The organism is Enterobacter cloacae complex sp. SHL012, assembly GCF_049237505.1.
GTDB classification, from domain to species: Bacteria; Pseudomonadota; Gammaproteobacteria; order Enterobacterales; family Enterobacteriaceae; genus Enterobacter; species Enterobacter kobei.
In genome coordinates this window covers 1,222,859-1,248,071 of record NZ_JBMKIZ010000001.1, presented here as the reverse complement: position 1 = coordinate 1,248,071, position 25,213 = coordinate 1,222,859, and the positions used below count along the sequence as shown (strand labels likewise).

The following is a 25,213-nucleotide window of genomic DNA, read 5'->3' as shown; positions in this document are numbered from 1 at the left end:
TTCTTGCAAGACATTGCAGAAAGCGCAAGACTTTTTGAAACGTTTCAGCGCTATCTTGTTTTAGCAAACGGAGCAGGCTAGCGTATTTTTTCTCATGTAAGCTGAAACGATTCACTTTCAGCAGGAGAGGAGAACCATGTTCCAGTTATCTGTTCAGGATATTCACCCGGGCGCTCAGGCCGGGGATAAAGAAGAGGCTATTCGTCAGGTTGCCGCTGCCCTTGTGCAGGCAGGCAACGTCGCGGACGGCTACGTAAACGGTATGCTGGCGCGCGAGCAGCAGACCTCCACCTTCCTCGGTAATGGGATTGCCATTCCGCACGGTACAACAGACACCCGCGACCAGGTGCTGAAAACCGGCGTGAAGGTTTATCAGTTCCCGCAGGGCGTGCTCTGGGGCGAAGGTCAGGTAGCGTATGTGGCTATCGGCATTGCGGCCAGCAGCGACGAACATTTGGGCCTGCTGCGTCAGCTAACGCATGTCCTGAGCGATGACGCCGTGGCAGAACAGCTGAAGTCAGCGACAACCGCTGAAGAGCTGCGTGCCTTGCTGATGGGTGAAAAACAGAGTGAAGCGCTGAAACTGGATAATGACACGCTGACGCTGGATGTTGTGGCTTCGGATCTGGTCACGCTGCAGGCGCTGAACGCGGGTCGTCTTAAAGAAGCCGGGGCGGCTGATGCCACCTTTGTGACGCGCGTGATTAACGACAAACCGTTGAATCTTGGCCAGGGTATCTGGCTGAACGACAGTGCTGAAGGCAACCTGCGCAGTGCTATCGCGGTGAGCCGTGCAGCCACAGCGTTTGACGTTGAGGGTGAGCCTGCCGCCATGCTGGTCACCGTGGCGATGAACGATGAGCAGCCAGTGTCGGTGCTGAAGCGTCTGGGCGATCTGCTGCTGAATAACAAAGCTGAAAAACTGCTGAACGCGGATGCTGCCACCGTGCTGGCTCTGCTGACCAGTGATGACGCGCTGACGGATGACCTGCTGACCGCTGAGTTCGTGGTACGTAACGAACACGGCCTGCACGCCCGTCCAGGCACCATGCTGGTGAATACCATTAAACAATTCGAAAGTGAGATCACCGTGGCTAACCTTGATGGCACGGGCAAACCGGCCAACGGCCGTAGTCTGATGAAAGTGGTCGCGCTGGGCGTGAAGAAAGGTCACCGTCTGCGTTTCACCGCGCAGGGTGCTGATGCTGAACAGGCGCTGAAAGCGATTGGCGACGCCATCGCGGCAGGTCTGGGGGAGGGCGCATAATGAGCAGACGTGTTGCGACTATTACGCTGAACCCGGCATATGACCTGGTGGGGTTTTGCCCGGAGATTGAGCGCGGCGAAGTAAACCTCGTGCGTACCACTGGCCTGCATGCTGCGGGCAAAGGGATTAACGTCGCGAAAGTGCTCAAGGATCTCGGTATCGATGTCACCGTGGGTGGATTCCTCGGTAAAGATAACCAGGACGGTTTCCAGCAGCTGTTCAGCGAGCTGGGCATTGCTAACCGCTTCCAGGTCGTTCAGGGCCGTACCCGTATCAACGTCAAGCTGACGGAGAAAGACGGTGAAGTGACTGACCTGAACTTCTCTGGCTTCGAAGTCACCCCGTCAGACTGGGAGCGCTTTGTTAACGACTCTCTCACCTGGCTCGGTCAGTTCGACATGGTGTGCGTCAGCGGCAGCCTGCCGTCTGGCGTGAGCCCGGAAGCGTTTACCGACTGGATGACGCGCCTGCGTAGCCAGTGCCCATGCATTATTTTCGACAGCAGCCGTGACGCACTGGTTGCGGGTCTGAAAGCGTCTCCATGGCTGGTGAAGCCGAATCGCCGCGAACTGGAGATTTGGGCTGGCCGTAAGCTGCCAGAATTAAAAGATGTGATTGATGCAGCCCATGCGCTGCGTGAGCAGGGTATCGCTCACGTCGTGATCTCGCTGGGTGCAGAAGGCGCGTTGTGGGTTAACGCTTCTGGCGAATGGATTGCCAAACCGCCGTCAATGGAAGTTGTGAGTACCGTTGGCGCTGGGGATTCGATGGTTGGCGGCCTGATTTACGGCCTGCTGATGCGTGAATCCAGTGAACATACGTTACGTCTTGCCACCGCCGTTGCAGCCCTGGCCGTGAGCCAGAGCAATGTCGGTATTACCGATCGTACCCAGTTAGCCGCGATGATGGCGCGCGTTGACTTAAAACCTTTTAACTAACAGCAGGAGAGGAATAATGAAAACGCTGCTGATCATTGACTCCGGTCTCGGACAGGCTCGCGCCTATATGGCGAAGACCCTGCTGGGCGCGGCGGCACAAAAAGCACACCTGGACATCATTGATAACCCGGGTGATGCTGAACTGGCGATTGTTCTGGGTGATAAAATCCCTGCGGACAGTGCGCTGAACGGTAAAAAAGTGTGGCTGGGCGATATTAATCGCGCGGTGGCACATCCAGACCTGTTCCTGAGTGAAGCGAAAGGCCACGCGTCGGTTTACAGCGCACCTGTCGCGACAGCACCGACCGCGGCTGCGGCCACCGGGCCGAAACGCATTGTGGCGGTAACGGCGTGTCCAACTGGGGTAGCGCATACCTTTATGGCGGCTGAAGCCATTGAAACCGAAGCGAAAAAACGCGGCTGGTGGGTAAAAGTCGAAACCCGTGGCTCCGTGGGTGCCGGTAACGCCATCACCCCGGAAGAAGTGGCGGAAGCCGATCTGGTGATTGTGGCGGCCGATATCGAAGTCGATCTGGCGAAGTTTGCCGGTAAGCCGATGTACCGCACCTCAACCGGCCTGGCGCTGAAAAAGACCGCTCAGGAATTTGATAAAGCGCTGGCGGAAGCCAAACCTTACCAGGCTACCGGTGCGGCTAAAACCGCCACCGAAGGGAAGAAAGAGTCTGCGGGGGCCTACCGTCACCTGCTGACGGGTGTGTCTTACATGCTGCCGATGGTGGTGGCGGGTGGTCTGTGTATCGCGCTGTCGTTTGCGTTTGGTATTACAGCATTTAAAGAAGAAGGTACGCTTGCGGCTGCGCTGATGCAGATCGGCGGGGGGTCAGCGTTCGCGCTGATGGTGCCGGTTCTGGCAGGCTTTATCGCTTTCTCCATCGCTGATCGTCCTGGTCTGACGCCGGGTCTTATTGGCGGTATGCTGGCCGTCAGCACCGGTTCCGGCTTTATCGGCGGTATCATTGCTGGCTTCCTGGCCGGTTACGTCGCGAAGCTGATCAGCTCGAAGCTGAAGCTGCCGCAGAGTATGGAAGCGCTGAAACCGATTCTCATCATCCCGCTGATTTCCAGCCTGGTGGTGGGTCTGGCGATGATTTACCTCATCGGTAAACCGGTAGCGGGCATCCTGACGGGTCTGACCCACTGGCTGCAAACCATGGGTACGGCGAACGCGGTTCTGCTGGGCGCAATCCTCGGCGGTATGATGTGTACCGATATGGGCGGTCCGGTGAACAAAGCGGCATACGCGTTTGGCGTTGGCCTGCTGAGTACCCAGACCTACGCGCCGATGGCGGCGATCATGGCGGCCGGTATGGTGCCACCTCTGGCGCTCGGCCTGGCGACCATTATCGCCCGTCGTAAGTTCGACAAAGCGCAGCAGGAAGGCGGTAAAGCGGCGCTGGTGCTGGGTCTGTGCTTCATTACCGAAGGTGCAATCCCGTTCGCGGCGCGTGATCCAATGCGTGTGCTGCCATGCTGTATCGTGGGCGGTGCGGTGACGGGGGCCATCTCCATGGCGATTGGCGCGAAGCTGATGGCACCACATGGTGGTCTGTTCGTCCTGCTGATCCCAGGCGCAATCACCCCGGTACTGGGTTACCTGCTGGCAATCATTGCCGGTACGCTGGTGGCGGGACTCTCTTACGCGGTGCTGAAACGTCCGGAAGCGGAAGTGGTTGCAAAAGCAGCGTAAGCGATAAGCAACAAAAAAGCCGGGTGCGAAGCAACCCGGCTTTTTTTATGCCGCCTGTTCAGCGGTCTGCTGTGCCTTGAGCCAGGCGATCTCTTCCGCCCAGATATCCGGATTAATGGTTTCCAGCACCATGGGGATACCGTCGAAACGGGCATCCTGCATAATAAAGCGAAATGCATCGTGACCGATATTGCCTTCGCCCAGGCTATGGTGGCGGTCAACCCGGCTACCAAAGGCGCTTTTCGCATCGTTGAGGTGCATACCGCGCAGGTACTTGAAGCCAACGATGCGCTCAAACTCATCGAACGTGTTTTTCGTTGCCTCGGTTGTACGCAGATCGTAACCGGCCGCAAACGCGTGACAGGTATCAATGCACACGCCCACGCGGGATTTATCTTCCACGCCGTCGATGATCGCCGCCAGATGTTCGAACTTAAAGCCGAGATTGCTGCCCTGACCGGCGGTGTTTTCGATCACCGCGGTCACGCCGTTGGTTTTCTCCAGGGTGATGTTGATGGACTCAGCAATACGCGCCAGACAGGCGTCTTCGTCGATCTGCATCAGATGGCTACCCGGATGGAAGTTCAGCAGCGTCAGCCCCAGCTGTTCACAGCGCTGCACTTCATCAAGGAACGCCTCGCGGGATTTATCCAGCGCTTCCTGAACCGGATGACCGAGGTTAATCAGATAGCTGTCGTGGGGAAGGATCTGGCCCGGCCCGTAGTGGTATTTTTCACAGGCGGCTTTGAAATCATCAATCACGTCGGTGGTGAGCGGTGCGGCGCGCCACTGGCGCTGATTTTTGGTGAACAGGGCGAAAGCGGTTGCCTCGATTTCGGCGGCGCGAATGGCGGCGTTTGCAAGGCCACCTGCAGCGCTGACGTGCGCTCCAACATATTTCATAAAAAGACTCCTGTTAACCCGAAACGCTTATCATAACGGGTTAACAGGAGAACGACGAGAGGGTTTATGCCATCAGGCTGTGTACGGCGAGGTTAATCGCGCCGCCGCCCACAATCAGCCAGATAAAGAGCACCAGCGCCATCAGCAGCGGTTTTGCGCCGGCTTTTTTCAGGGCGCTGACGTGCGTGGTCACACCCAGAGCCGCCATCGCCATGGCCAGCAGCACCGTATCCAGCGTCACCAGCATATCCACGACCGCTTTTGGCAGCAGGTGGAACGAGTTAAAGATAGCGACCACGATGAACAGGATCGCAAACCACGGAATGGTGATTTTGCTTTTCTCGCTGCCACCTGCCGGAGCCAGTTGCTTAACCCGCGCGGCCAGGAAAATCAGGAACGGGGCCAGCATCATGACGCGCAGCATTTTGGCGATGACCGCGGCATTTTCCGCTTCCGGATTGATGGCGTGACCTGCCGCGACCACCTGCGCCACCTCGTGCATCGTCGAACCGATATAGATGCCGTAGGTTTCCGGGCTAAACCAGTGCGCCACCAGCGGATACATAGCCGGATAAAGGAAGATTGCCAGCGTACCGAAGATAACCACCGTCGCGACGGCCACCGTCACTTTACTGGCTTCAGCTTTAACGACCGGTTCCGTTGCCAGTACCGCTGCCGCACCGCAAATGCTGCTGCCTGCGCCAATTAACCAACTGGTCTGCTTGTCCAGGCCAAACACCTTCTGGCCGATAAAGCACGCCAGCATAAAGGTGCTCGAAAGGGTCAGGACATCAATGGCAATCCCGCTCACGCCGACATCCGCAATCTGCGAAAAGGTCAGGCGGAAGCCGTAAAGAATAATGCCCAGACGTAATAAATGTTGTTTGGCGAAAATGACGCCCCCGTCGCAGGATTTCCAGATGTGCGGGTAGACGGTATTCCCGACCACCATGCCGAGCAAAATAGCCAGCGTTAAGGCACTAAACCCGGCACCGGCTACTGCCGGTATACTGCCGCCCCATAAGGCCACACCGGTGACGACGGCGCTGAGCGCGAGACCCGGCACGAAGTGCCACACTGTACGATGATGTTGTAAGGTGAGTTCTGACATAACCTTCTCCTTTGTCTGGCTAAAGGTTACGGCGATCTGGCTTAAAAATAAAATTGATTATATACTTATAATCAATCTATATAAGTGGTAAGTGACCATGCACATTACATTGCGTCAGCTGGAAGTGTTTGCCGAAGTGCTGAAGAGCGGCTCTACGACTCAGGCGTCACAAATGCTGGCGCTCTCTCAGTCTGCCGTTAGCGCGGCGTTGACCGATCTCGAAGGACAGTTAGGCGTTCAGCTTTTCGACAGGGTAGGGAAGCGTCTGGTGGTCAATGAGCATGGCCGCCTGCTTTACCCGCGCGCGCTGGCTCTGCTGGAGCAGGCTATCGAAATTGAACAGCTGTTCCGCGAAGACAACGGCGCGATCCGCGTTTTTGCCAGCAGTACCATCGGTAACTACATCCTGCCGGAAGTGATTGCCCGCTATCGCCGGGATTTTCCCTCGTTGCCGCTGGAGATGAGCGTGGGTAACAGCCAGGACGTCATCAACGCGGTGATCGATTTTCGCGTGGATATCGGTCTCATTGAAGGTCCGTGCCACAACGTCGATATCATCGCCGAGCCCTGGCTGGAAGACGAGCTGGTGGTGTTTGCCTCCCCGGCCTCTTCTTTATTACAGGGCGAGGTGACGCTGGAGCGCCTGGCGCAGGCTCAGTGGATCCTGCGCGAGCAGGGTTCCGGCACGCGTGAAATTGTCGATTACCTGCTGCTGTCTCATTTGCCGCATTTCCAGCTGGGAATGGAGCTGGGGAACTCGGAGGCGATTAAGCATGCGGTGCGTCATGGACTGGGTATCAGCTGCCTTTCCCGACGCGTGATTGCCGAACAGCTTGAGACGGGATCGCTGGTGGAAATTCCTGTTCCATTGCCGAAACTGGTGCGCACGCTGTGGTGCATCCATCATCGTCAGAAACACCTTTCCAGTTCGCTGCAGCGTTTTCTGCGCTATTGCGAGATGTGAAATTGCCCCTCATCCTGGCCCTCTCCCCAAAAGGGGGAGGGAAAAATGATGCTTTACTTATAATCCTGGCCGCGTCATGAAGCTCTCTTATAACTGAGTATTTCTGCCGGAAGGAACGCCGATCGTCTGCTACAATCGCGCCTCATTTATTGAATGGACAGCATTTTCACATGGTTTCAGAAACTAAAACCACAGAAGCGCCCACGCTACGTCGTGAACTCAAGGCGCGTCACCTGACGATGATCGCCATTGGCGGCTCCATCGGTACAGGTCTTTTCGTTGCCTCTGGCGCAACGATTTCGGCAGCTGGCCCGGGTGGGGCATTATTCTCTTATATCCTGATTGGCCTGATGGTCTACTTCCTGATGACCAGCCTGGGTGAACTGGCGGCATACATGCCGGTATCCGGTTCGTTTTCGACCTACGGACAAAAATACGTGGAAGAAGGCTTCGGCTTCGCGCTGGGCTGGAACTATTGGTACAACTGGGCTGTTACCATCGCCGTTGACCTCGTCGCCGCACAGCTGGTGATGACCTGGTGGTTCCCGGACACGCCGGGCTGGATCTGGAGCGCGTTGTTCCTGGTCGTCATTTTCCTGCTGAACTACATCTCCGTACGCGGGTTTGGTGAAGCGGAATACTGGTTCTCTTTGATCAAAGTGGCAACCGTCATCATCTTTATCGTCGTCGGTGTGGCGATGATCGTTGGTATTTTCAAAGGGGCAGAGCCTGCGGGCTGGAGCAACTGGACAATAGGCGATGCGCCGTTTGCCGGTGGGTTCTCGGCCATGATTGGCGTGGCGATGATTGTCGGCTTCTCTTTCCAGGGCACTGAGCTGATTGGTATTGCGGCCGGTGAATCTGAAAACCCGGAGAAGAACATTCCTCGCGCGGTGCGTCAGGTCTTCTGGCGTATCCTGCTGTTCTACGTGTTCGCGATCCTGATTATCAGCCTGATCATTCCGTATACCGATCCAAGCCTGCTGCGTAACGATGTGAAAGACATCAGCGTCAGCCCGTTCACTCTGGTCTTCCAGCACGCGGGACTGCTCTCTGCGGCGGCGGTAATGAATGCGGTGATCCTGACGGCAGTGCTGTCAGCGGGTAACTCCGGTATGTACGCGTCCACCCGTATGCTTTACACCCTGGCCTGCGACGGTAAAGCGCCGCGCATCTTCGCTAAACTGTCTCGCGGTGGTGTGCCACGTAACGCTCTGTACGCCACCACGGTGATTGCCGGTCTGTGCTTCCTGACCTCCATGTTCGGCAACCAGACGGTTTACCTGTGGCTGCTTAACACTTCCGGGATGACGGGCTTTATCGCCTGGCTGGGCATTGCCATCAGCCACTATCGCTTCCGTCGCGGTTACGTAATGCAAGGTCATGATCTGAACGACCTGCCGTATCGCTCAGGGTTCTTCCCGCTGGGGCCAATTTTCGCCTTCATTCTGTGTCTGATTATTACGCTGGGTCAGAACTATGAAGCGTTCCTCGCGGATACTATCGACTGGGGCGCCGTCACGGCAACCTACATTGGTATTCCGCTGTTCCTGATCATCTGGTTTGGTTACAAACTGACGAAAGGAACACACTTCGTTCGCTACAGTGAAATGGAATTCCCGGAACGATTTAAACAATAACCGCAATTCCTCTCTTTCAGCCCGCTCATTCGAGCGGGCTTTTTTATGGGGCGGTTAGAAGCTGTAAGTCATGCCCACGGTATAACGACGTCCATCAAGCACGGTGTCATACGTATCGTAATCAATTTGCTTATCGAGCACGTTATACACACCGGCAGTCACAAGCAGGTTTTTGTTCGCGTTGTAGCGCAGACCCACATCCACCTGGGTATAGGACGGTGTACCCTGGGACATTGATGTACGGCTCAGATACTCAGACGTTTTACCGCGTAGGTTCAGACGACTCCAGAAGCCGACGTCTGGTGTCGCCTGCCAGTCCAGGGTGGTATTGAACATATGTTTTGGCATTTTGTTCAACGGCTTACCGGAGAACTGGCCGCTCTTCTGCTCGGATTCCGTATAAGTGTAGTTGGCAGTCCAGTTCACATCGCGCGTGATTTTCCAGCCGAAGGTAGACTCCACGCCGCGCATGTTGGCTTTGTCCACGTTGACGCGGTCGCTCACGAAATCATAGCTGTGATCGCCAATCGTACAGGCGGGATCGGAACTGCTGTTACAGCGGCGAACTTCAGTAATTTTGTCTTTGAAGTCGGTATTGAACAGCGTCACACCGGCATTAAGATTGTCGTTATTATCCCAGAGCAGGGCGATCTCTTCACTCAGACTCTTCTCTGGTTTCAGGTCCGGGTTGCCAACGATGATACCGTCAAGACGGCCACCACCCGTTACCTGCCCCCAGCTGGCAGACGACTGACGCAGGTCCGGTGCACGGTAGCCCGCAGAAACCCCGCCTTTCAATGTCCACTGATCGGCGAGGTGCCATACACCGTAACCACGTGGCGTCCAGTTAGTACCATAGTTTTGGTCTTTGTCCATGCGCAGGCCGCCGGTTAACGTAAAGCTTTCCGTCATTGCCCATTCATCTTCGGCAAACAGTGCCCAACTCCAGCGTGTCAGTTTGTTCAGGCCATCGGCAGCCTCCAGCTGATTGCCGTTGTCGCGCAGTTTCTCATAGCGATATTGCCCGCCGAGAGTCAGGGTATGATCGGCGAGGAAGATCTGGTTCTGGTTGTTGAAGGTGGTGTTGTACGAGCGCATTTCTCGATCCGGATTATTCGTCTCTTCCTGTTGGATATAGCTGGTGGTATTGAAGTCGTCGTAATAACCGCTGTGGGTTAATGAGTAGGTGGTATGTTCATAGCGGGTTTCGCTTTTGGTATTTGGTGTACAGGTCGTTCCACGGCAGGTTTCCGTCGCTTTCGACATCCCCGGCGTGCTGTTTCTGTCCTGAAGTTCACGGGCAAAGTCGAGGTCGAAATCATTTTGCTCGTCCGGCGTGAAATTCAACGTAATACCGCCGTTACGCATTTTCTGCTCGTTATACCCGTTCACAATCTTATCTTCTGCGCGGCGTGACAAAAGCCCCGTCACTTTTGCGCCAAGCAGCCCGTCAATCAGGGGACCTGAAGCGTAGGCGTTGGTCTGAAAGATATCACCGGAATCATTGTTTTCCTGGAAGGTTGCATCGCCATGCAACGAACCTGTCCAGGCTTTGGTGTTCGACACTTTTTTGGTAATGACGTTGATGACTCCACCCATAGCATCAGAGCCGTAAAGTGAGGACATCGGGCCACGGATAACCTCGATACGCTCAATGGACTCCAGCGGCGGCAGCCAGCCTTGTTCAATGCCCGAGTTGTCGCTGTTTGGGCGGGTACTGCGCGTACTCACGCGTTTGCCGTTCACCAGGAACAGCGTGTACTGCGACGCCATGCCGCGAATACTGATATCACTGCTGCTCCCGCCGCCAGTAACGACGACGCCCGGGACGTCTTTCAGGGCATCGGTGACATCACGGTAGGCTTTATCTTCAATCTGCTGTTTTGAAATCACCGAGATGGAGGCGGGGGCATTCTGGATTTTTTGTTCAAAACCCGTCGCAGTGACGACAACGGTGTCCTGATCGGCTGCGTGAACGAAGGAGGAAAGTGTGGCGGCGCCAATGGCAGCGGCCAGCAATTTAACGCGTGGTATTGTCATTTGTACATTCCATATAAAAAGAAAAAAACTCCATCGGGATAACCCTGAGAACTGTATGTATTTGTCTTGTAAGAACTCTTTGTGATGGAGAAGAGTCTGGAATTGTACAAAAGAATGTATAATTGTAAACACAAATGATAATTGAAATCATTTGCGTTTGATGTGTTGGCAAGAAAATAGCCTGGATTCAAGCGGATAGGATTATGTCAATAAGGGGAAAAGCCCGACAGGCGAGAGGCTATCGGGCAAATAGCGAAAATTACGCGAACAAATGCGCCGCGTGGAAGCGGAGATGATCCTCAATAAAGGAGGCCATAAAGTAATAGCTGTGGTCATATCCTGGCTGAATGCGCAGCGTGAGCGGCCAGTCCTTCTGGCGTGCCGCTTCAGCTAAAACGGCGGGCTGGAGTTGCCCGGCGAGGAACTGATCCGCATCGCCCTGATCGATAAGCATCGGGATCGCATTCGCTGAGTCGCTCGCCAGCATCAGCGTACAGCTGTCCCATTCCTGCCATTTCGTTTCATCTTTGCCCAGATAGTGGGTGAAGGCTTTTTGTCCCCACGGTACCTGCGTTGGGTTAACAATCGGCGCGAACGCAGAGACGCTGGTATATTTCCCGGGGTTTTTCAGCGCCATGATTAGCGCCCCGTGTCCGCCCATGGAATGTCCGCTGATGGCGCAGCGATCGTTTACCGCGAATTCGGCCTGAATCAGCGCAGGTAGCTCGTCACGGATGTAGTCATACATACGATAATGACTCGCCCACGGCTGCTCGGTCGCATTCAGGTAAAACCCGGCGCCTTTACCCAGGTCGTATCCTGCATCATCCGCCACATCGTCCCCACGGGGGCTGGTATCGGGCATCACCAGCGCGATACCCAGCTCGGCCGCAATACGCTGCGCACCGGCTTTGGTTGTGAAGTTTTCGTCGTTGCAGGTCAGGCCAGAAAGCCAGAACAGAACAGGCGGATTCTCTGCCGGAGGCAGGAAAATACTGAACGTCATGGCGCAGTTCAGCGTGGTGGAGTCGTGCCGCCAGCGCTGCTGTCGACCTTCAAAACAACGGTGCTCTTCGAGCAGTTCCATGCAAGGCTCCTTAATGAGAATAGCTATTCATTAGCATCATAATACAGCGTTTTCATTTACCTGTGAGCAACTTTCACTTTCGCGGAACGGCAAGATGTTGCATCATAAATTTACTTTTCTTTAACAATTGGAGCGGTCATGGCGCTGCGTATCGCGCTTAGTGGGTTTGTCGTTCTGGTGGTGGCGATGGGGATAGGGCGCTTTGCCTTTACGCCTCAGGTACCGCTGATGATTGCCGCCGGGCAACTTACGCTCACCAGCGCAGGCCTGGTGGCGGCGATGAATTATCTTGGCTATCTGGTGGGAGCATGGGATGCCATGCGCGCGCACCGCTTTGTTGAAACGCGGCTCTGGCTCGGCATTACGGGTGCGGTTGCATTGACGCTGCTCTCCGCGGCGGCGGATAACGCCGTCGTACATGGCCTGCTGCGCTTTGCGATCGGCTGCATGAGTGGCTGGTCAATGGTACTCATTGCCGCCTGGACCAACGAGCGGCTGGGGCAACTGGGTAAACCGGGGCTCAGTGCTGCGGTGTTTGCCGGCCCCGGCGCGGGTATCGCCCTGAGCGGCCTGCTCGCGGTCTATATTCAGGCGAAATCCCTTTCGGCCGGTGCGGCGTGGCAGATCTACGGCGTGCTGGCGCTCGTGTTGATTGCGCTGGTGGCACGCTATCTGCCGCGTGCGGGTCAGCTTCATCGCCCGGGGACTGCGCCTGAGCCGCTGCGGCTGACCGCGGATTTAAAGCGCCTGGTCTGGAGCTACAGCCTGGCGGGATTTGGCTATATCCTTCCGGCGACCTTTTTATCGCAAATGGCCGCCGTGCGCTTTCCCGGCAGCCTGTTTGCCCAGTTTGTCTGGCCGATTTTTGGTCTCGCCGCTGTGGTGGGGATTGCGCTCAGCATTGCCTTGCGACATATCTCCACGGCTAACCGCAGGCTGGCTATCGTGCTGTGGCTTCAGGGCGCGGGTGTCCTGGCGGCCTGGCTGCTGCCGGGCATCGGCGGTTTGCTGACGGGCGGGCTGCTGGTAGGTGGCGGGTTCCTTTGCGCCGTGCAGCTCTCTCTTTTATACGGCCGAGAGCTGGCACCGAACCACACGCGTTATATGGCGGGACTGCTCACCACCGGGTATGCCATCGGGCAGTTGATTGGCCCGGTGACGTCGGCATTATCGACCTGGCTAACCCACCGGCTGGAGCCTGCGCTGGGGCTGGCGGGCGTCGCGTTGTTCATCGGCGGCGCGCTGGTCTGGAATCGTCACGCTGAAAGGCAACAGCAATTGCAATAATTATCGTCGTGAATACTGGATTATGTGCGTCGCCTCACGCACAATGAGCGCATACTTTTGCCACAACGAGGGCGAAAGACGCCACACCTGCAGGAGAAGAAAATGTCATCACTCAGTAAAGAAGCTGCCCTGGTCCATGAAGCCCTGCTTGCGCGCGGTCTCGAAACGCCATTGCGTCCGCCCGTTGAGGATATGGACAATGAAACCCGTAAAAGTCTGATTTCCGGGCATATGACCGAGATCATGCAACTGCTGAATCTCGATCTGAGCGATGACAGTCTGATGGAGACGCCTAAGCGCATCGCGAAAATGTACGTCGACGAAATTTTCTCTGGCCTGGATTACGCCAACTTCCCGAAAATTACCGTCATTGAAAATAAGATGAAGGTGGACGAGATGGTCACGGTACGTGATATCACGCTGACCAGCACCTGCGAACATCACTTCGTCACTATCGACGGTAAAGCGACCGTGGCTTACATTCCGAAAGATACGGTGATTGGTCTGTCGAAGATCAACCGTATTGTGCAGTTCTTCGCGCAGCGTCCTCAGGTTCAGGAGCGTCTGACGCAGCAGATCCTGATTGCCCTGCAAACGCTGCTGGGCACCAATAACGTGGCGGTCTCTATTGATGCCGTTCACTACTGCGTGAAAGCCCGCGGCGTACGTGATGCGACCAGTGCAACCACCACCACTTCGCTGGGCGGTCTGTTTAAATCGAGCCAGAACACCCGCCAGGAGTTCCTGCGCGCCGTGCGTCACCACAACTAATCTCACAGGGCAGGGACCATGGAGCGAAACGTCACGCTCGATTTTGTTCGCGGCGTCGCCATACTGGGTATCCTGCTGCTGAATATTAGCGCCTTCGGTCTGCCGAAGGCAGCTTATCTCAATCCCGCCTGGTACGGCGACATCACCCGAAGCGATGCCTGGACCTGGGCAATCCTTGATCTGTTTGCCCAGGTTAAATTCCTCACGCTCTTTGCCCTGCTGTTTGGCGCAGGACTACAGCTTCTGCTTAAACGCGGCACCCGCTGGATCCAGTCGCGCTTAACCCTGCTGGTGATCCTCGGTTTTATCCACGGTCTGTTCTTCTGGGACGGCGATATTCTTCTCGCGTATGGGTTAGTCGGGCTTATCTGCTGGCGTCTCATTCGTGATGCGCACAGCGTGAAAAGCCTGTTTAACACCGGCGTGATGCTTTACCTCATGGGGCTTGGGGTGCTGCTGCTGCTGGGGATGATCTCTGGCGAAGCGACCAACCGTTCCTGGATCCCGGATGCTGCAAACCTCCAGTACGAGCAGTTCTGGAAGCTAAAAGGCGGTACGGAAGCCATTAGCAACCGGGCGGATATGCTGGGGGATAACCTTCTTGCGCTGGGGGCGCAATACGGCTGGCAGCTGGCAGGGATGATGCTGATGGGGGCGTCATTGATGCGCACCGGGTGGCTGAAAGGGGAGTTCAGCCTGCGTCATTATCGTCGCACCGGGGCGGGGCTGGTTCTGCTCGGCGTGCTGATAAACCTCCCGGCGGTGATGACACAGTGGCACATTCACTGGGATTATCGCTGGTGCGCTTTCCTGCTCCAGGTACCGCGTGAACTGAGCGCGCCATTCCAGACCATCGGCTACGCGGCGCTAATATATGGCTTCTGGCCGCAGCTTTCTCGCCTGTGGCTTGTCAGCGCAGTCGCCTGCGTCGGGCGCATGGCGTTAAGCAATTACCTCCTGCAAACGTTGATATGCACCACGATTTTCTATCGCTTTGGCCTGTTTATGAAATTCGACCGCCTCGGGCTGCTGGCGTTTGTTATTCCGATCTGGGCGGTTAATCTGGCGTTTTCCGTTATCTGGCTGCGTTATTTCCGTCAGGGGCCGCTGGAGTGGGTGTGGCGTCAGTTAACCGCACATGCTTCAGGGGTATCATTGAGTAATACATCCAGATAACGATCTGGATCACAATCATTAACAAAACGGATGTAAGCGTTTTCATGACTGTGAGCTTCTTCACGTAGTCCCTTTTCTCTCGCTGCCAAAATAGCCACCTTGCTAAACACAGGGGGTGTCTGTGAGTTGCTGCAATCCTTTGAAGGATGGTGAATATGATCACCATTCGTGATGTCGCCCGTCTGGCGGGCGTTTCTGTGGCTACCGTCTCCCGCGTGCTGAACAACAGTGCGCTGGTGAGCCCTGAAACCCGTGAAACCGTAATGAAAGCCGTGACCCAGCTCGGATACCGGCCAAATGCCAACGCGCAGGCGCTTGCCACGCAGGTCAGCGATACCATCGGCGTGGTGGTGATGGATGTCTCAGACGCCTTTTTCGGTGCGCTGGTGAAAGCGGTCGATGTGGTTGCCCAGCAGCATCAAAAATATGTGCTGATTGGCAACAGCTATCATGAGGCGGAGAAAGAGCGTCATGCCATCGAAGTACTGATTCGCCAGCGCTGTAACGCCCTGATTGTTCACTCCAAAGCCTTAAGTGATGAAGAGCTTGCCGGGTTTATGGGACAGATACCGGGCATGGTGCTGATTAACCGGATTGTGCCGGGCTATGCCCACCGCTGTGTTGGGCTGGATAACGTCAGCGGCGCCATGATGGCCACCAAAATGCTTATCAATAACGGCCATCAGCGGATCGGTTATCTTGCCTCCAGCCATCAAATTGAAGATGACGCGTACCGGCGTGAGGGCTGGCAAAACGCCCTGAAAGAACACGGCATTACCGCATCAGAGAGCTGGATCGGCACCGGTACGCCTGACATGCAGGGCGGTGAGGCGGCAATGGTGGAGTTGCTGGGCCGCAATCTGCAGCTTTCTGCGGTGTTTGCGTATAACGACAGCATGGCAGCGGGCGCGCTGACGGCACTGAAAGATAACGGCATTGCGGTGCCGCAGCATTTGTCGTTGATTGGCTTTGACGACATTCCGATCGCCCGTTACACCGACCCGCAACTGACCACGGTGCGCTATCCCATTGCTTCTATGGCAAAACTGGCTACTGAACTGGCTTTACAGGGAGCCGCAGGGCTGCTGGATCCTGGGGCGACGCATTGCTTCATGCCAACCCTGGTGCGTCGACATTCCGTCGCGTCGCGGCAAATTGTGGCTCCGATCACTAACTGATTACATGAGGTGATGTAACCGTTTTCAATCTGTGAGTAAATTCACAGTATCTTAACAAGGCGCTGACTATGATGTCAGCGTTTTAGCAGCTGAAACGCTATGTAACGGTGATTATTCACTTTAACAGTAGCCAATGTGCCGCAAACAACGAATAAAACGCATTTCTGGAGCGTTACCGACCACGGAAGAGAGAAATTTTATAAGTGAACGTCGGCTGTCAGTAACGTTTTATTAACATCTGCCTGCCGCTCGTTATTCACCAGAACTACCCTGCATAAAAAAAAACCGGAGATACCATGAATAAGAAGGTGTTGACCCTGTCTGCTGTAATGGCAAGCATGCTTTTTGGTGCAGCAGCGCACGCTGCAGATACCCGTATTGGTGTGACGATTTATAAATACGACGACAACTTCATGTCTGTTGTACGTAAAGCTATCGAGAAAGATGCGAAAGCAGCGCCAGACGTACAGCTGCTGATGAATGACTCCCAGAATGACCAGTCCAAACAGAACGACCAGATCGACGTTCTGCTGGCGAAAGGCGTGAAAGCCCTGGCGATCAACCTGGTTGACCCGGCTGCAGCAGGCACGGTGATTGAAAAAGCGCGCGGCCAGAATGTGCCAATCGTCTTCTTCAACAAAGAACCTTCCCGTAAAGCGCTGGATAGCTATGACAAAGCGTATTACGTCGGTACTGACTCCAAAGAGTCCGGCATTATTCAGGGCGATCTGATCGCGAAACACTGGGCAGCGAACCCGAACTGGGACCTGAACAAAGACGGTCAGATCCAGTTCGTTCTGCTGAAAGGCGAACCTGGTCACCCGGATGCTGAAGCGCGTACGACTTACGTTATCAAAGAGCTGAATGATAAGGGCCTGAAAACCCAGCAGCTGGCATTAGATACCGCGATGTGGGATACCGCCCAGGCGAAAGATAAGATGGATGCCTGGCTGTCCGGCCCTAACGCGAACAAAATCGAAGTGGTTATCGCCAACAACGATGCGATGGCAATGGGTGCGGTAGAAGCGCTGAAAGCCCACAATAAATCGTCCATTCCGGTATTCGGTGTGGATGCCCTGCCAGAAGCGCTGGCGCTGGTTAAATCTGGCGCGATGGCCGGTACCGTTCTGAACGATGCCAATAACCAGGCGAAAGCCACCTTCGATCTGGCGAAAAACCTCGCTGACGGTAAAGGCGCGGCAGATGGCACCAGCTGGAAAATTGACAACAAAATCGTTCGCGTACCTTACGTGGGCGTAGACCAGTCCAACCTGGCTGAGTTTATCGGTAAATAAGTGAGTTAACCTGTCTCCACTGGGCGCAATTCGTTGCGCCCTTTTATAACGCGATATGCGAGGCCAACAAGGTATAATTATGGTCAGCACAACTACTCAGTCAACCGGTGAATACTTGTTGGAAATGAACGGTATTAACAAGTCATTTCCCGGTGTTAAGGCACTCGATAATGTTAATTTAAAAGTCCGTCCTCACTCTATTCATGCATTAATGGGGGAGAACGGTGCGGGTAAATCAACATTATTAAAATGTCTTTTTGGGATCTATCAAAAAGATTCTGGCAGCATTCTTTTTCAGGGGAAAGAGATCGATTTCCATTCAGCGAAAGAAGCACTGGAAAACGGTATCTCGATGGTTCACCAGGAATTAAACCTGGTACTGCAACGTTCCGTTATGGATAACATGTGGTTGGGGCGTTATCCAACCAAAGGTGTCTTTGTCGATCAGGACAAAATGTATCGTGACACCAAAGCGATTTTTGATGAGCTGGATATTGATATCGATCCGCGCGCTCGCGTGGGAACCTTATCCGTCTCACAAATGCAGATGATCGAAATTGCCAAAGCGTTCTCCTATGATGCGAAAATCGTCATCATGGACGAACCGACATCGTCATTAACGGAAAAAGAGGTTAATCACCTTTTTACCATTATTCGTAAGCTGAAAGAACGCGGCTGCGGCATTGTCTACATCTCTCACAAAATGGAAGAGATCTTCCAGCTGTGCGATGAGATTACCATCCTGCGCGACGGCCAGTGGATTGCCACGCAGCCGCTGGAAGGGCTGGATATGGACAAGATCATCGCCATGATGGTTGGCCGCTCCCTTAACCAGCGCTTCCCGGACAAAGAGAACAAGCCGGGTGAAGTGATTCTTGAAGTGCGCAATCTCACCTCGCTGCGTCAGCCGTCCATCCGCGATGTCTCCTTCGACCTGCACAAAGGCGAAATCCTGGGGATTGCCGGTCTGGTGGGGGCAAAGCGTACCGACATTGTGGAAACCTTGTTTGGTATCCGTGAGAAGGCCCAGGGCACCATTACGCTGCACGGAAAGAAAATTAACAACCACAATGCCAACGAAGCCATTAATAACGGTTTTGCGCTGGTAACGGAAGAACGTCGTTCGACGGGTATTTATGCTTATCTGGATATTAACTTTAACTCGTTAATTTCTAATATTCGTAATTACAAAAATAAAGTCGGACTGCTGGATAACTCCCGCATGAAGAGCGATACCCAGTGGGTGATTGACTCCATGCGCGTGAAAACGCCTGGCCACCGCACGCAAATTGGTTCGCTTTCGGGGGGTAACCAGCAAAAAGTCATTATCGGACGTTGGTTATTAACCCAGCCAGAAATTCTGATGCTGGATGAACCTACCCGTGGCATTGACGTCGGCGCAAAGTTTGAAATTTATCAGCTGATTGCCGAGCTGGCGAAAAAGAATAAAGGGATCATTATTATTTCTTCCGAAATGCCGGAACTGTTAGGGATCACAGACCGTATTCTGGTTATGAGCAATGGTCTCGTTGCCGGTATTGTTGACACCAAAACGACAACGCAAAACGAAATTTTGCGTCTTGCGTCTTTGCACCTTTAAGATCAGGGGCTCCTCATGAGTGCGTTAAATAAAAAAAGTTTTCTCACTTACCTGAAAGAAGGCGGAATTTACGTTGTTCTTTTAGTCCTGCTGGCCATTATCATTTTCCAGGACCCTACGTTCTTAAGTCTGCTGAACCTGAGTAACATTCTGACCCAGTCTTCCGTGCGTATTATCATTGCGCTGGGCGTGGCGGGACTTATCGTCACCCAGGGTACTGACCTTTCTGCCGGTCGTCAGGTCGGCCTGGCGGCGGTTATTGCTGCAACCCTGCTGCAGTCGATGGAAAACGCCAACAAGGTCTTCCCGGAAATGGCGACCATGCCGATTTTCGTGGTGATCCTGATTGTCTGCGCCATCGGCGCGGTGATTGGCCTGATCAACGGTATCATCATCGCTTACCTGAACGTGACGCCATTTATCACCACGCTGGGTACGATGATCATCGTTTACGGTATCAACTCCCTCTACTACGACTTCGTGGGCGCGTCTCCTATCTCGGGCTTTGACAGCGGCTTCTCAACCTTCACGCAAGGGTTTATCGCGCTGGGCAGTTTCCGCCTGTCGTATATCACCTTCTATGCGCTGATCGCGGTGGCGTTCGTCTGGATCCTGTGGAACAAAACGCGCTTTGGTAAAAACATCTTTGCTATCGGCGGTAACCCGGAAGCGGCGAAAGTCTCCGGCGTCAACGTGGCCCTGAACCTGCTGATGATCTATGCCCTGTCCGGGGTGTTCTACGCCTTCGGTGGGATGCTGGAAGCGGGTCGTATCGGTTCTGCAACCAACAACCTCGGCTTTATGTACGAACTGGATGCGATTGCAGCCTGTGTGGTCGGCGGCGTCTCCTTCAGCGGCGGCGTGGGTACCGTACTCGGTGTGGTCACCGGTGTGATCATCTTCACCGTGATCAACTACGGCCTGACCTACATCGGCGTGAACCCGTACTGGCAGTACATCATTAAAGGCGCGATTATTATCTTCGCTGTTGCGCTGGATTCACTGAAGTACGCACGTAAGAAGTAAGCTCAACAATGAAAAACCCGCAGCGATGCGGGTTTTTTTATGAGAAAAGTGAGGCTATCAGCGATTTTGAAATGGGCACCAGCCCGGTTTGAAGCCCGAAGGGTTTAAAGATTTTGTTAATGATGTCAGCGGAATAGTTGCCTCTGTTATTTTCTACATCTGACAATGTTTTTCGGGATACGCTGACTAATTTTGCATATTCATCCTGTTTTAGCCCCAACACCTCGACCCTGAGTTTCCTCAGTGCTTCTCCTTGCGTGATTTTACCCAACAATATGTCCCGAATGGCTGCGTGCAAGAGATCCTGACGATCGCGTGTATCGACGCGTGTTAAGCCTGGTGAAACGCGTTGCCTGTTTACCTGCGTTAACTTGTCAGGATCCTCTGCGTCGTCATGATGTCTCCTTCCATTTGCGCTGCGTATACGGGCTAATGTTTGCAGAAACTCTGACTCTGTCTTATCGGGTGTTTTCATAATAAGCCCCAGCGGGAAAGTTTGTCTGGAATAAAGCGAAAACCGATTGCAGGCATTTCCAGTATCTGTTTTGGAACACCGCGCGCCGCCAATCTTTCCGGTAGGTCGACGAGTTGAACGGCTGTCTCATGCAGGGCGTTAAGCAACGTCGAAGGGGGAATCCACTCCGCCAGCTCCGGTTGCGCCACCTGCCGCGGCGCCTCTTTCCTGGGCATAATCCAGAAAGTCGGCTGCCCGCTCGATGACGTCCGTAACCGTAAACGTTTTAGCGCTTGCGAATTCATTCCATTCCGGTACGGATTCTTTAATGCGTAAATTCCCAACAGGGGACATTGTGCCAAATTTTAGCAATAAAAAATTTTGCTGGCTGAGTGGTAATTCACTGATACCAAGCGCATTTATCCAGTAGCGACGACTGGCGCCGGCGGGAATGATATCGTCGATGAATCGCAGCCAGCCTGGATTTCCGTGGTCATTAAAAAAAAGTGATACGGGGTGATTAAGGCAAGTAATGCCACTTATATCTCACATTATCCATTTTTTGAGAGGTTAATGAGTAATATATTACTCATTGTGCAAATTTATTTTTTCTTCTGCAGATCAAGCAGTTGCTCCGGCGTCACAGCCGGGTAACCCTGCGCGTCTTCCGGTACTTCATGCATCGCCGGAATCGGCACCAGCGGGCCTAAAAAGCGCGGTTCACGTTTGAAAATGTAGAGGTCCGCCAGCGCGCCAAAGCGCGCGCCAAATTCGCGCACGCGCACGCTCAGCATATCTTTAGGCGACGGCACCGCGTAGCACTGCGCCTGAATACCCATATGCAGCGCAATAAACAGCGCGCGCTCGCAGTGGAAACGCTGGGTGATGATGATGAAGTCGTTGGTGTCGAACACTTTGCGGGTGCGCACGATGGAGTCGAGGGTGCGGAAGCCTGCGTAGTCGAGCACGATGTCGGCAGGATCCACGCCTGCGGCAATCAGGTCCTTACGCATCGTCACCGGTTCGTTATAGCTTTGCAGCGCGTTATCACCGCTTAACAGCAGATAGTTCACCTTGCCGCTGTTGTAAGCGTTCAGCGCGCCCTGAATTCGGTAACGATAATACTGGTTGATCACCCCGGTGCGGTAATACTTGGCGGTGCCGAGTACCACGCCCACCTGGCGATAGGGCAGGTCCTGCAGGTCATCAAAGATGTAAGGGGCGGTTTTCCAGCTCATCCAGCGGTCGAGACCCAGCACGATCAACAGCAGTATGCCGACCAGGACAGACAGGCTGTAAAAAACGCGCTTTAACATGGAGATGGCTCGTTCGTGGATGAAAGTTCACTCAGGCTACTTTACCCGTCTGGTTAGCGCAAGAAACAGCGACTCAACTGAGGGGTTTTTCAGCAATGTGGCGGACATTTCAGTCCGCCGGAAGGATTTATGCCAGCAGTACGCGGTCGATCGTCGTGCAGCCTAACGCCTTGAGCGTCGCAGCGGTGGCATCCCACTGAATCAGTGGCGCATCGGCCTTTTCGGCCAGAATTGCGCGCTGAATGTCGGGGTAGTCGTAGCCGTTCAGGCTCAGCAGGTTGAGCGCACCCTGCAGCGGCGGCAGCGTTGGGTTAAACGCGGCGTTTTCCGCATAGCTGCCGGTGAAGATACGGCCATCGCGGCACTGCAGCGCCACGCCGCTTGGGGCGTTACTGTACGGAGTGTGGCTCTTGTTAGCCGCACGAATGGCCGCTTCGCTCAGGTCATCGCCGGACAGGGCGAAACCATGATCCTGCTCGTCCATCAGCAGCGTTTTAATGTCCAGATCTTTCGGGCCGAAGGCATCCGGCAGGTAATCGCCCAGCGTATGTGGCGCACGTCCCGGCAGGTTGATGCGCAGTTGCAGCCCGCTGTTCAGCTCGTTCATAAACTGACGGCAGTGGCCGCACGGCGTGTAGTTCACGGTGATGGCGCTCAAGGCCTTTTCACCGCGCAACCAGGCGTGACTGATAGCGCTCTGCTCCGCATGAACGGTTTGCTGCATGGTTGCGCCCAGGAACTCCATGTTTCCACCGAAGTACCAGGTTCCGCTGACGCCGCGCGCAATAGCGCCGACGTTGAAGTGGGAGAGATCGGCACGCGCGCAGGCGGCAGCCAGGGGCAGCAGTGCGAAAGCCAGCGCGTCTTCGTCCAGTCCCGCTGCTTGTTTCAGCATGGTGACCTGCTCTGCCGTCAGCAGGGCGGGGAAATGTGCATCTGCCAGGACGGGAGCAAGGGCTGATTGCAAATTCTCTGCAAGCTGAGCGAAGGCAGCTTGAAAACGTGGGTGCATGGCGTTTGCCTCATAAAGGTTAATGGATCGGTAGTTTACGGAGCCGCTGGGGCTTTATATGTGATCCACTTCTCATTATGTATGCAACTTATGAAATCAAAATGAAATTTGCGCGACGCATCGCAAATTTTAGCCCATCACCGCCAGTATCAACGGGAAAATGAACGGGGCGAGCAGGGAGGTGATAATCCCGCATATCACCAGCGCCAGGGAGCTAAAAGCCCCTTCCTGATAGTCCAGCTCCGCGCAGCGGGCGGTACCCAGGGCGTGCGAGGCGGTACCCATCGACAATCCCCGCGCCGCTTTAGTATGGATCCGCATCGCGTTCAGGAGGGTGTGACCAAACACCGCGCCGAGAATACCGACGAAAATGACGCACATCGCGCTGATGGCCGGGATCCCGCCGAGGCTGCCGCCTACCGCCATTGCGATAGGTGTGGTCACCGATTTAGGCAGAATAGAGGCCGCAATTTGTGGCGAAGCGCCCATCAATAGCGCCACCGACGTGCCGGTGATCATCGCCACCAGGCTGCCCACAAAACAGATAGTAATGATGGATTTCCAGCGGGCGCGGATCTGGTGCAGCTGCTCATATAAAGGAAAGGCGAGGGCCACAACGGCGGGTTGCAACAGGTCGTTTAAAATTTTGCTGCCGGCAAAGTAACGTTCGTAAGGGATGCCGGTGAGCAGCAGGAAAGGAATAATTACCACCATCGCCACCAGCAGGGGGTTGAGCAGCGGCATTTTGAAGCGTGCGGCAAGTTTACGCGCGGCGAAGAAGACCAGCAGGGTTAACGGCAGAGACCACCAGATATTAGCCATCATTTTTTTGTTTTCTCCCCGATGACGTTACGTTCGCCATGTACCAGATGTGAACTCCAGCTCACAACAAGGAAAACCACCAGCGTGCTAACTGCGCAGGAGACCACAATCGGGCCGAACTGGGCTTTGAGCAAATCAAAATACTGCATGACCCCGACGCCGATGGGCACGAAAAGCAGCGCCATATAGCGGATGAGGACGAAACAGCCGGGGTTAACCCACTTTGCGGGCAGAATTTGCAGCGCCAGTAAAACAAAGAGGATCAGCATGCCGATAATGCTGCCAGGAATGGTGATAGGCAGCAGCGACGCGATAAAAATCCCGGCATACAGGCAGGCGTAAATCAGGACGAATGCGCGCAGATATTGCCAGATAATGTTCAATGATTTGCTCATGGTGATAGTCCTTGATGAAACGCATTCATCATACAATTAAACCTGAAAATGTGCCACGGATCACATCATGAATTTTGAGCATACCAGACATTCCGGAATGGAACGCCGGGCTTTCCACATACATACAGAGCAGCTACTATAGCGCGTCTTTTTTCACAGGTACTCAGAATGCGTGTTTTACTGGCCCCGATGGAAGGCGTGCTCGACTCTCTTGTGCGCGAGCTGCTTACCGAGGTGAACGATTACGATCTCTGCGTGACGGAGTTTTTGCGCGTGGTCGATATGTTGCTGCCAGAAAAGTCATTCTACCGTCTCTGTCCTGAACTGCACCGCCAGAGCCGGACGCCTTCCGGTACGCTGGTGCGGATCCAGCTGTTAGGCCAGTATCCTGAATGGCTGGCGGAAAACGCCGCCAGGGCCGTGGCGCTGGGTTCTTATGGCGTCGATCTCAACTGCGGCTGTCCGTCAAAGCTGGTCAACGGCAGCGGCGGCGGGGCAACGCTACTCAAGGATCCTGAGCTGATTTATCGCGGCGCAAAAGCCATGCGCGAGGCGGTACCCTCGCATCTGCCGGTCACCGTGAAAGTTCGTCTGGGCTGGGACAGCGGAGATAAGCAGTTTGAAATTGCCGATGCGGTGCAGCAGGCTGGGGCCACCGAGCTGGTGGTGCATGGCCGCACCAAGGAAGATGGTTATAAAGCTGAGCGGATTAACTGGCAGGCGATTGGCGAGATCCGCAAACGGCTCACTATTCCGGTGATCGCTAACGGCGAAATCTGGGATTACGAAAGCGCGCAGGCATGCCTGAAAGAGACGGGCTGCAATGCGGTGATGATTGGCCGCGGTGCGCTGAACGTGCCCAACCTCAGTCGCGTCGTGAAATATAACGAACCGCGTATGCCATGGGCTGACGTGGTGACGCTGCTGCAAAAATACAGCCGTCTGGAAAAGCAGGGTGATACCGGTTTGTATCACGTCGCGCGCATCAAGCAGTGGCTGAGCTATTTACGTAAAGAATACAGCGAAGCGCTGGGGTTATTTCAGGCGATCCGCACGCTCCAGACGTCGGCTGAAATTGCGCGGGTCATTCAGTCAAAATAACTAGCGGTAATATTTAAATTTAAATAATTCACTAGGTGAATATTTTGCTAATTATGTAAATGTATAACAATTTGCGGATTGCCACGCGTTACTAAAAAACGGAAAGTCATCAAGCGTAAGTT

At 54.6% G+C, this 25,213-nt stretch carries 23 protein-coding genes; 13 read left to right on the top strand and 10 right to left on the bottom strand.

Going from position 1 to position 25,213, the window contains the following annotated elements; translation table 11 throughout:
• Nucleotides 1-136: 136 nt before the first annotated feature.
• From fruB to fruA, 3 genes are read left to right on the top strand one after another with little or no spacing between them, the layout of a single operon-like run.
• The gene (fruB, locus tag ACOTY9_RS05910; protein WP_023330930.1) at nt 137-1,267 is read left to right on the top strand and encodes a fused PTS fructose transporter subunit IIA/HPr protein; all 1,131 of its coding nucleotides are present in this window, start codon (nt 137-139) and stop codon (nt 1,265-1,267) included.
• Nucleotides 1,267-2,205: a 1-phosphofructokinase gene (gene fruK / locus ACOTY9_RS05905; protein WP_008500936.1), complete on the top strand. Its 939-nt coding sequence runs from the start codon at nt 1,267-1,269 to the stop codon at nt 2,203-2,205. Before fruB ends, fruK begins: the two co-directional genes overlap by 1 nt.
• 16 nt (nt 2,206-2,221) lie before the next feature.
• Nucleotides 2,222-3,913, top strand: coding sequence for a PTS fructose transporter subunit IIBC (gene fruA, locus ACOTY9_RS05900; RefSeq protein WP_047625337.1), 1,692 nt, complete (start codon nt 2,222-2,224; stop codon nt 3,911-3,913).
• A 45-nt stretch (nt 3,914-3,958) separates the two neighbouring features.
• On the opposite strand, the gene nfo is transcribed toward fruA, so the two are convergent.
• Nucleotides 3,959-4,816: a deoxyribonuclease IV gene (gene nfo, locus ACOTY9_RS05895; RefSeq protein WP_014884574.1), complete on the bottom strand. Its 858-nt coding sequence runs from the start codon at nt 4,814-4,816 to the stop codon at nt 3,959-3,961.
• Between the two features lie 64 nt (nt 4,817-4,880).
• A complete protein-coding gene (locus ACOTY9_RS05890) occupies nt 4,881-5,927 on the bottom strand; it encodes a YeiH family protein (protein WP_014884573.1) in 1,047 nt (348 codons plus the stop codon).
• A 97-nt stretch (nt 5,928-6,024) separates the two neighbouring features.
• On the opposite strand from ACOTY9_RS05890, the gene yieE reads away from it, so the two are divergent.
• Complete coding sequence (yieE, locus tag ACOTY9_RS05885; RefSeq protein WP_014884572.1) at nt 6,025-6,891, top strand: DNA-binding transcriptional regulator YeiE; 867 nt, start codon at nt 6,025-6,027, stop codon at nt 6,889-6,891.
• 170 nt (nt 6,892-7,061) lie between these two features.
• A complete protein-coding gene (lysP, locus tag ACOTY9_RS05880; RefSeq protein WP_014884571.1) occupies nt 7,062-8,531 on the top strand; it encodes a lysine-specific permease in 1,470 nt (489 codons plus the stop codon).
• Nucleotides 8,532-8,585: 54 nt separating this feature from the next.
• Here lysP and ACOTY9_RS05875 read toward each other — a convergent pair whose 3' ends face one another.
• Together ACOTY9_RS05875 and fghA are read right to left on the bottom strand one after the other, a co-directional pair.
• On the bottom strand, nt 8,586-10,571 hold the full coding sequence (locus ACOTY9_RS05875; protein ID WP_045268787.1) for a ligand-gated channel protein: 1,986 nt from the start codon (nt 10,569-10,571) through the stop codon (nt 8,586-8,588).
• Nucleotides 10,572-10,830: 259 nt separating this feature from the next.
• A complete protein-coding gene (gene fghA, locus ACOTY9_RS05870; RefSeq protein ID WP_045268786.1) occupies nt 10,831-11,658 on the bottom strand; it encodes an S-formylglutathione hydrolase in 828 nt (275 codons plus the stop codon).
• A 138-nt stretch (nt 11,659-11,796) separates the two neighbouring features.
• Between fghA and ACOTY9_RS05865 the strand changes: the two genes are divergently transcribed.
• The 7 genes from ACOTY9_RS05865 (at nt 11,797) to mglC (ending at nt 19,991) form a co-directional block, all read left to right on the top strand.
• Nucleotides 11,797-12,945 carry a YbfB/YjiJ family MFS transporter gene (locus tag ACOTY9_RS05865; protein ID WP_032636021.1) on the top strand — a complete coding sequence of 383 codons (1,149 nt, stop codon included), beginning with the start codon at nt 11,797-11,799 and terminating at the stop codon, nt 12,943-12,945.
• A 102-nt stretch (nt 12,946-13,047) separates the two neighbouring features.
• A complete protein-coding gene (gene folE, locus ACOTY9_RS05860; RefSeq protein WP_014884567.1) occupies nt 13,048-13,716 on the top strand; it encodes a GTP cyclohydrolase I FolE in 669 nt (222 codons plus the stop codon).
• An 18-nt stretch (nt 13,717-13,734) separates the two neighbouring features.
• Nucleotides 13,735-14,892 carry a DUF418 domain-containing protein YeiB gene (gene yeiB, locus ACOTY9_RS05855; protein ID WP_023338540.1) on the top strand — a complete coding sequence of 386 codons (1,158 nt, stop codon included), beginning with the start codon at nt 13,735-13,737 and terminating at the stop codon, nt 14,890-14,892.
• 155 nt (nt 14,893-15,047) lie between these two features.
• Nucleotides 15,048-16,070 (top strand): HTH-type transcriptional regulator GalS, encoded by a 1,023-nt coding sequence (galS, locus tag ACOTY9_RS05850; RefSeq protein ID WP_348565378.1) that lies wholly within the window; start codon nt 15,048-15,050, stop codon nt 16,068-16,070.
• A 296-nt stretch (nt 16,071-16,366) separates the two neighbouring features.
• Nucleotides 16,367-17,365, top strand: coding sequence for a galactose/glucose ABC transporter substrate-binding protein MglB (gene mglB, locus ACOTY9_RS05845; protein WP_014884564.1), 999 nt, complete (start codon nt 16,367-16,369; stop codon nt 17,363-17,365).
• 79 nt (nt 17,366-17,444) lie between these two features.
• Nucleotides 17,445-18,965, top strand: coding sequence for a galactose/methyl galactoside ABC transporter ATP-binding protein MglA (gene mglA, locus ACOTY9_RS05840; protein ID WP_014884563.1), 1,521 nt, complete (start codon nt 17,445-17,447; stop codon nt 18,963-18,965).
• Nucleotides 18,966-18,980: 15 nt separating this feature from the next.
• Nucleotides 18,981-19,991, top strand: a complete 1,011-nt coding sequence (gene mglC / locus ACOTY9_RS05835; RefSeq protein ID WP_013097952.1) for a galactose/methyl galactoside ABC transporter permease MglC — start codon at nt 18,981-18,983, stop codon at nt 19,989-19,991.
• A gap of 37 nt (nt 19,992-20,028) precedes the next feature.
• On the opposite strand, the gene ACOTY9_RS05830 is transcribed toward mglC, so the two are convergent.
• The 6 genes from ACOTY9_RS05830 to ACOTY9_RS05805 form a co-directional block, all read right to left on the bottom strand.
• Nucleotides 20,029-20,466 carry a helix-turn-helix transcriptional regulator gene (locus ACOTY9_RS05830; protein WP_045134301.1) on the bottom strand — a complete coding sequence of 146 codons (438 nt, stop codon included), beginning with the start codon at nt 20,464-20,466 and terminating at the stop codon, nt 20,029-20,031.
• Complete coding sequence (locus ACOTY9_RS05825; protein WP_047625326.1) at nt 20,463-20,750, bottom strand: hypothetical protein; 288 nt, start codon at nt 20,748-20,750, stop codon at nt 20,463-20,465. The genes ACOTY9_RS05830 and ACOTY9_RS05825 overlap by 4 nt, the downstream gene beginning before the upstream one ends.
• 297 nt (nt 20,751-21,047) lie before the next feature.
• A complete protein-coding gene (gene sanA, locus ACOTY9_RS05820) occupies nt 21,048-21,761 on the bottom strand; it encodes an outer membrane permeability protein SanA (protein WP_032636024.1) in 714 nt (237 codons plus the stop codon).
• Between the two features lie 127 nt (nt 21,762-21,888).
• A complete protein-coding gene (cdd, locus tag ACOTY9_RS05815) occupies nt 21,889-22,773 on the bottom strand; it encodes a cytidine deaminase (protein ID WP_014884560.1) in 885 nt (294 codons plus the stop codon).
• Between the two features lie 129 nt (nt 22,774-22,902).
• Entirely contained in the window at nt 22,903-23,598 is a 696-nt protein-coding gene (locus tag ACOTY9_RS05810; protein ID WP_014884559.1) for a CidB/LrgB family autolysis modulator, read from the bottom strand.
• Nucleotides 23,595-23,990 (bottom strand): CidA/LrgA family protein, encoded by a 396-nt coding sequence (locus ACOTY9_RS05805; RefSeq protein ID WP_014884558.1) that lies wholly within the window; start codon nt 23,988-23,990, stop codon nt 23,595-23,597. The genes ACOTY9_RS05810 and ACOTY9_RS05805 overlap by 4 nt, the downstream gene beginning before the upstream one ends.
• Before the next feature lie 168 nt (nt 23,991-24,158).
• Here ACOTY9_RS05805 and dusC point away from each other — a divergent pair, with 168 nt between their 5' ends.
• Complete coding sequence (dusC, locus tag ACOTY9_RS05800) at nt 24,159-25,091, top strand: tRNA dihydrouridine(16) synthase DusC (protein WP_023330920.1); 933 nt, start codon at nt 24,159-24,161, stop codon at nt 25,089-25,091.
• The last annotated feature ends 122 nt before the right edge of the window (nt 25,092-25,213 follow it).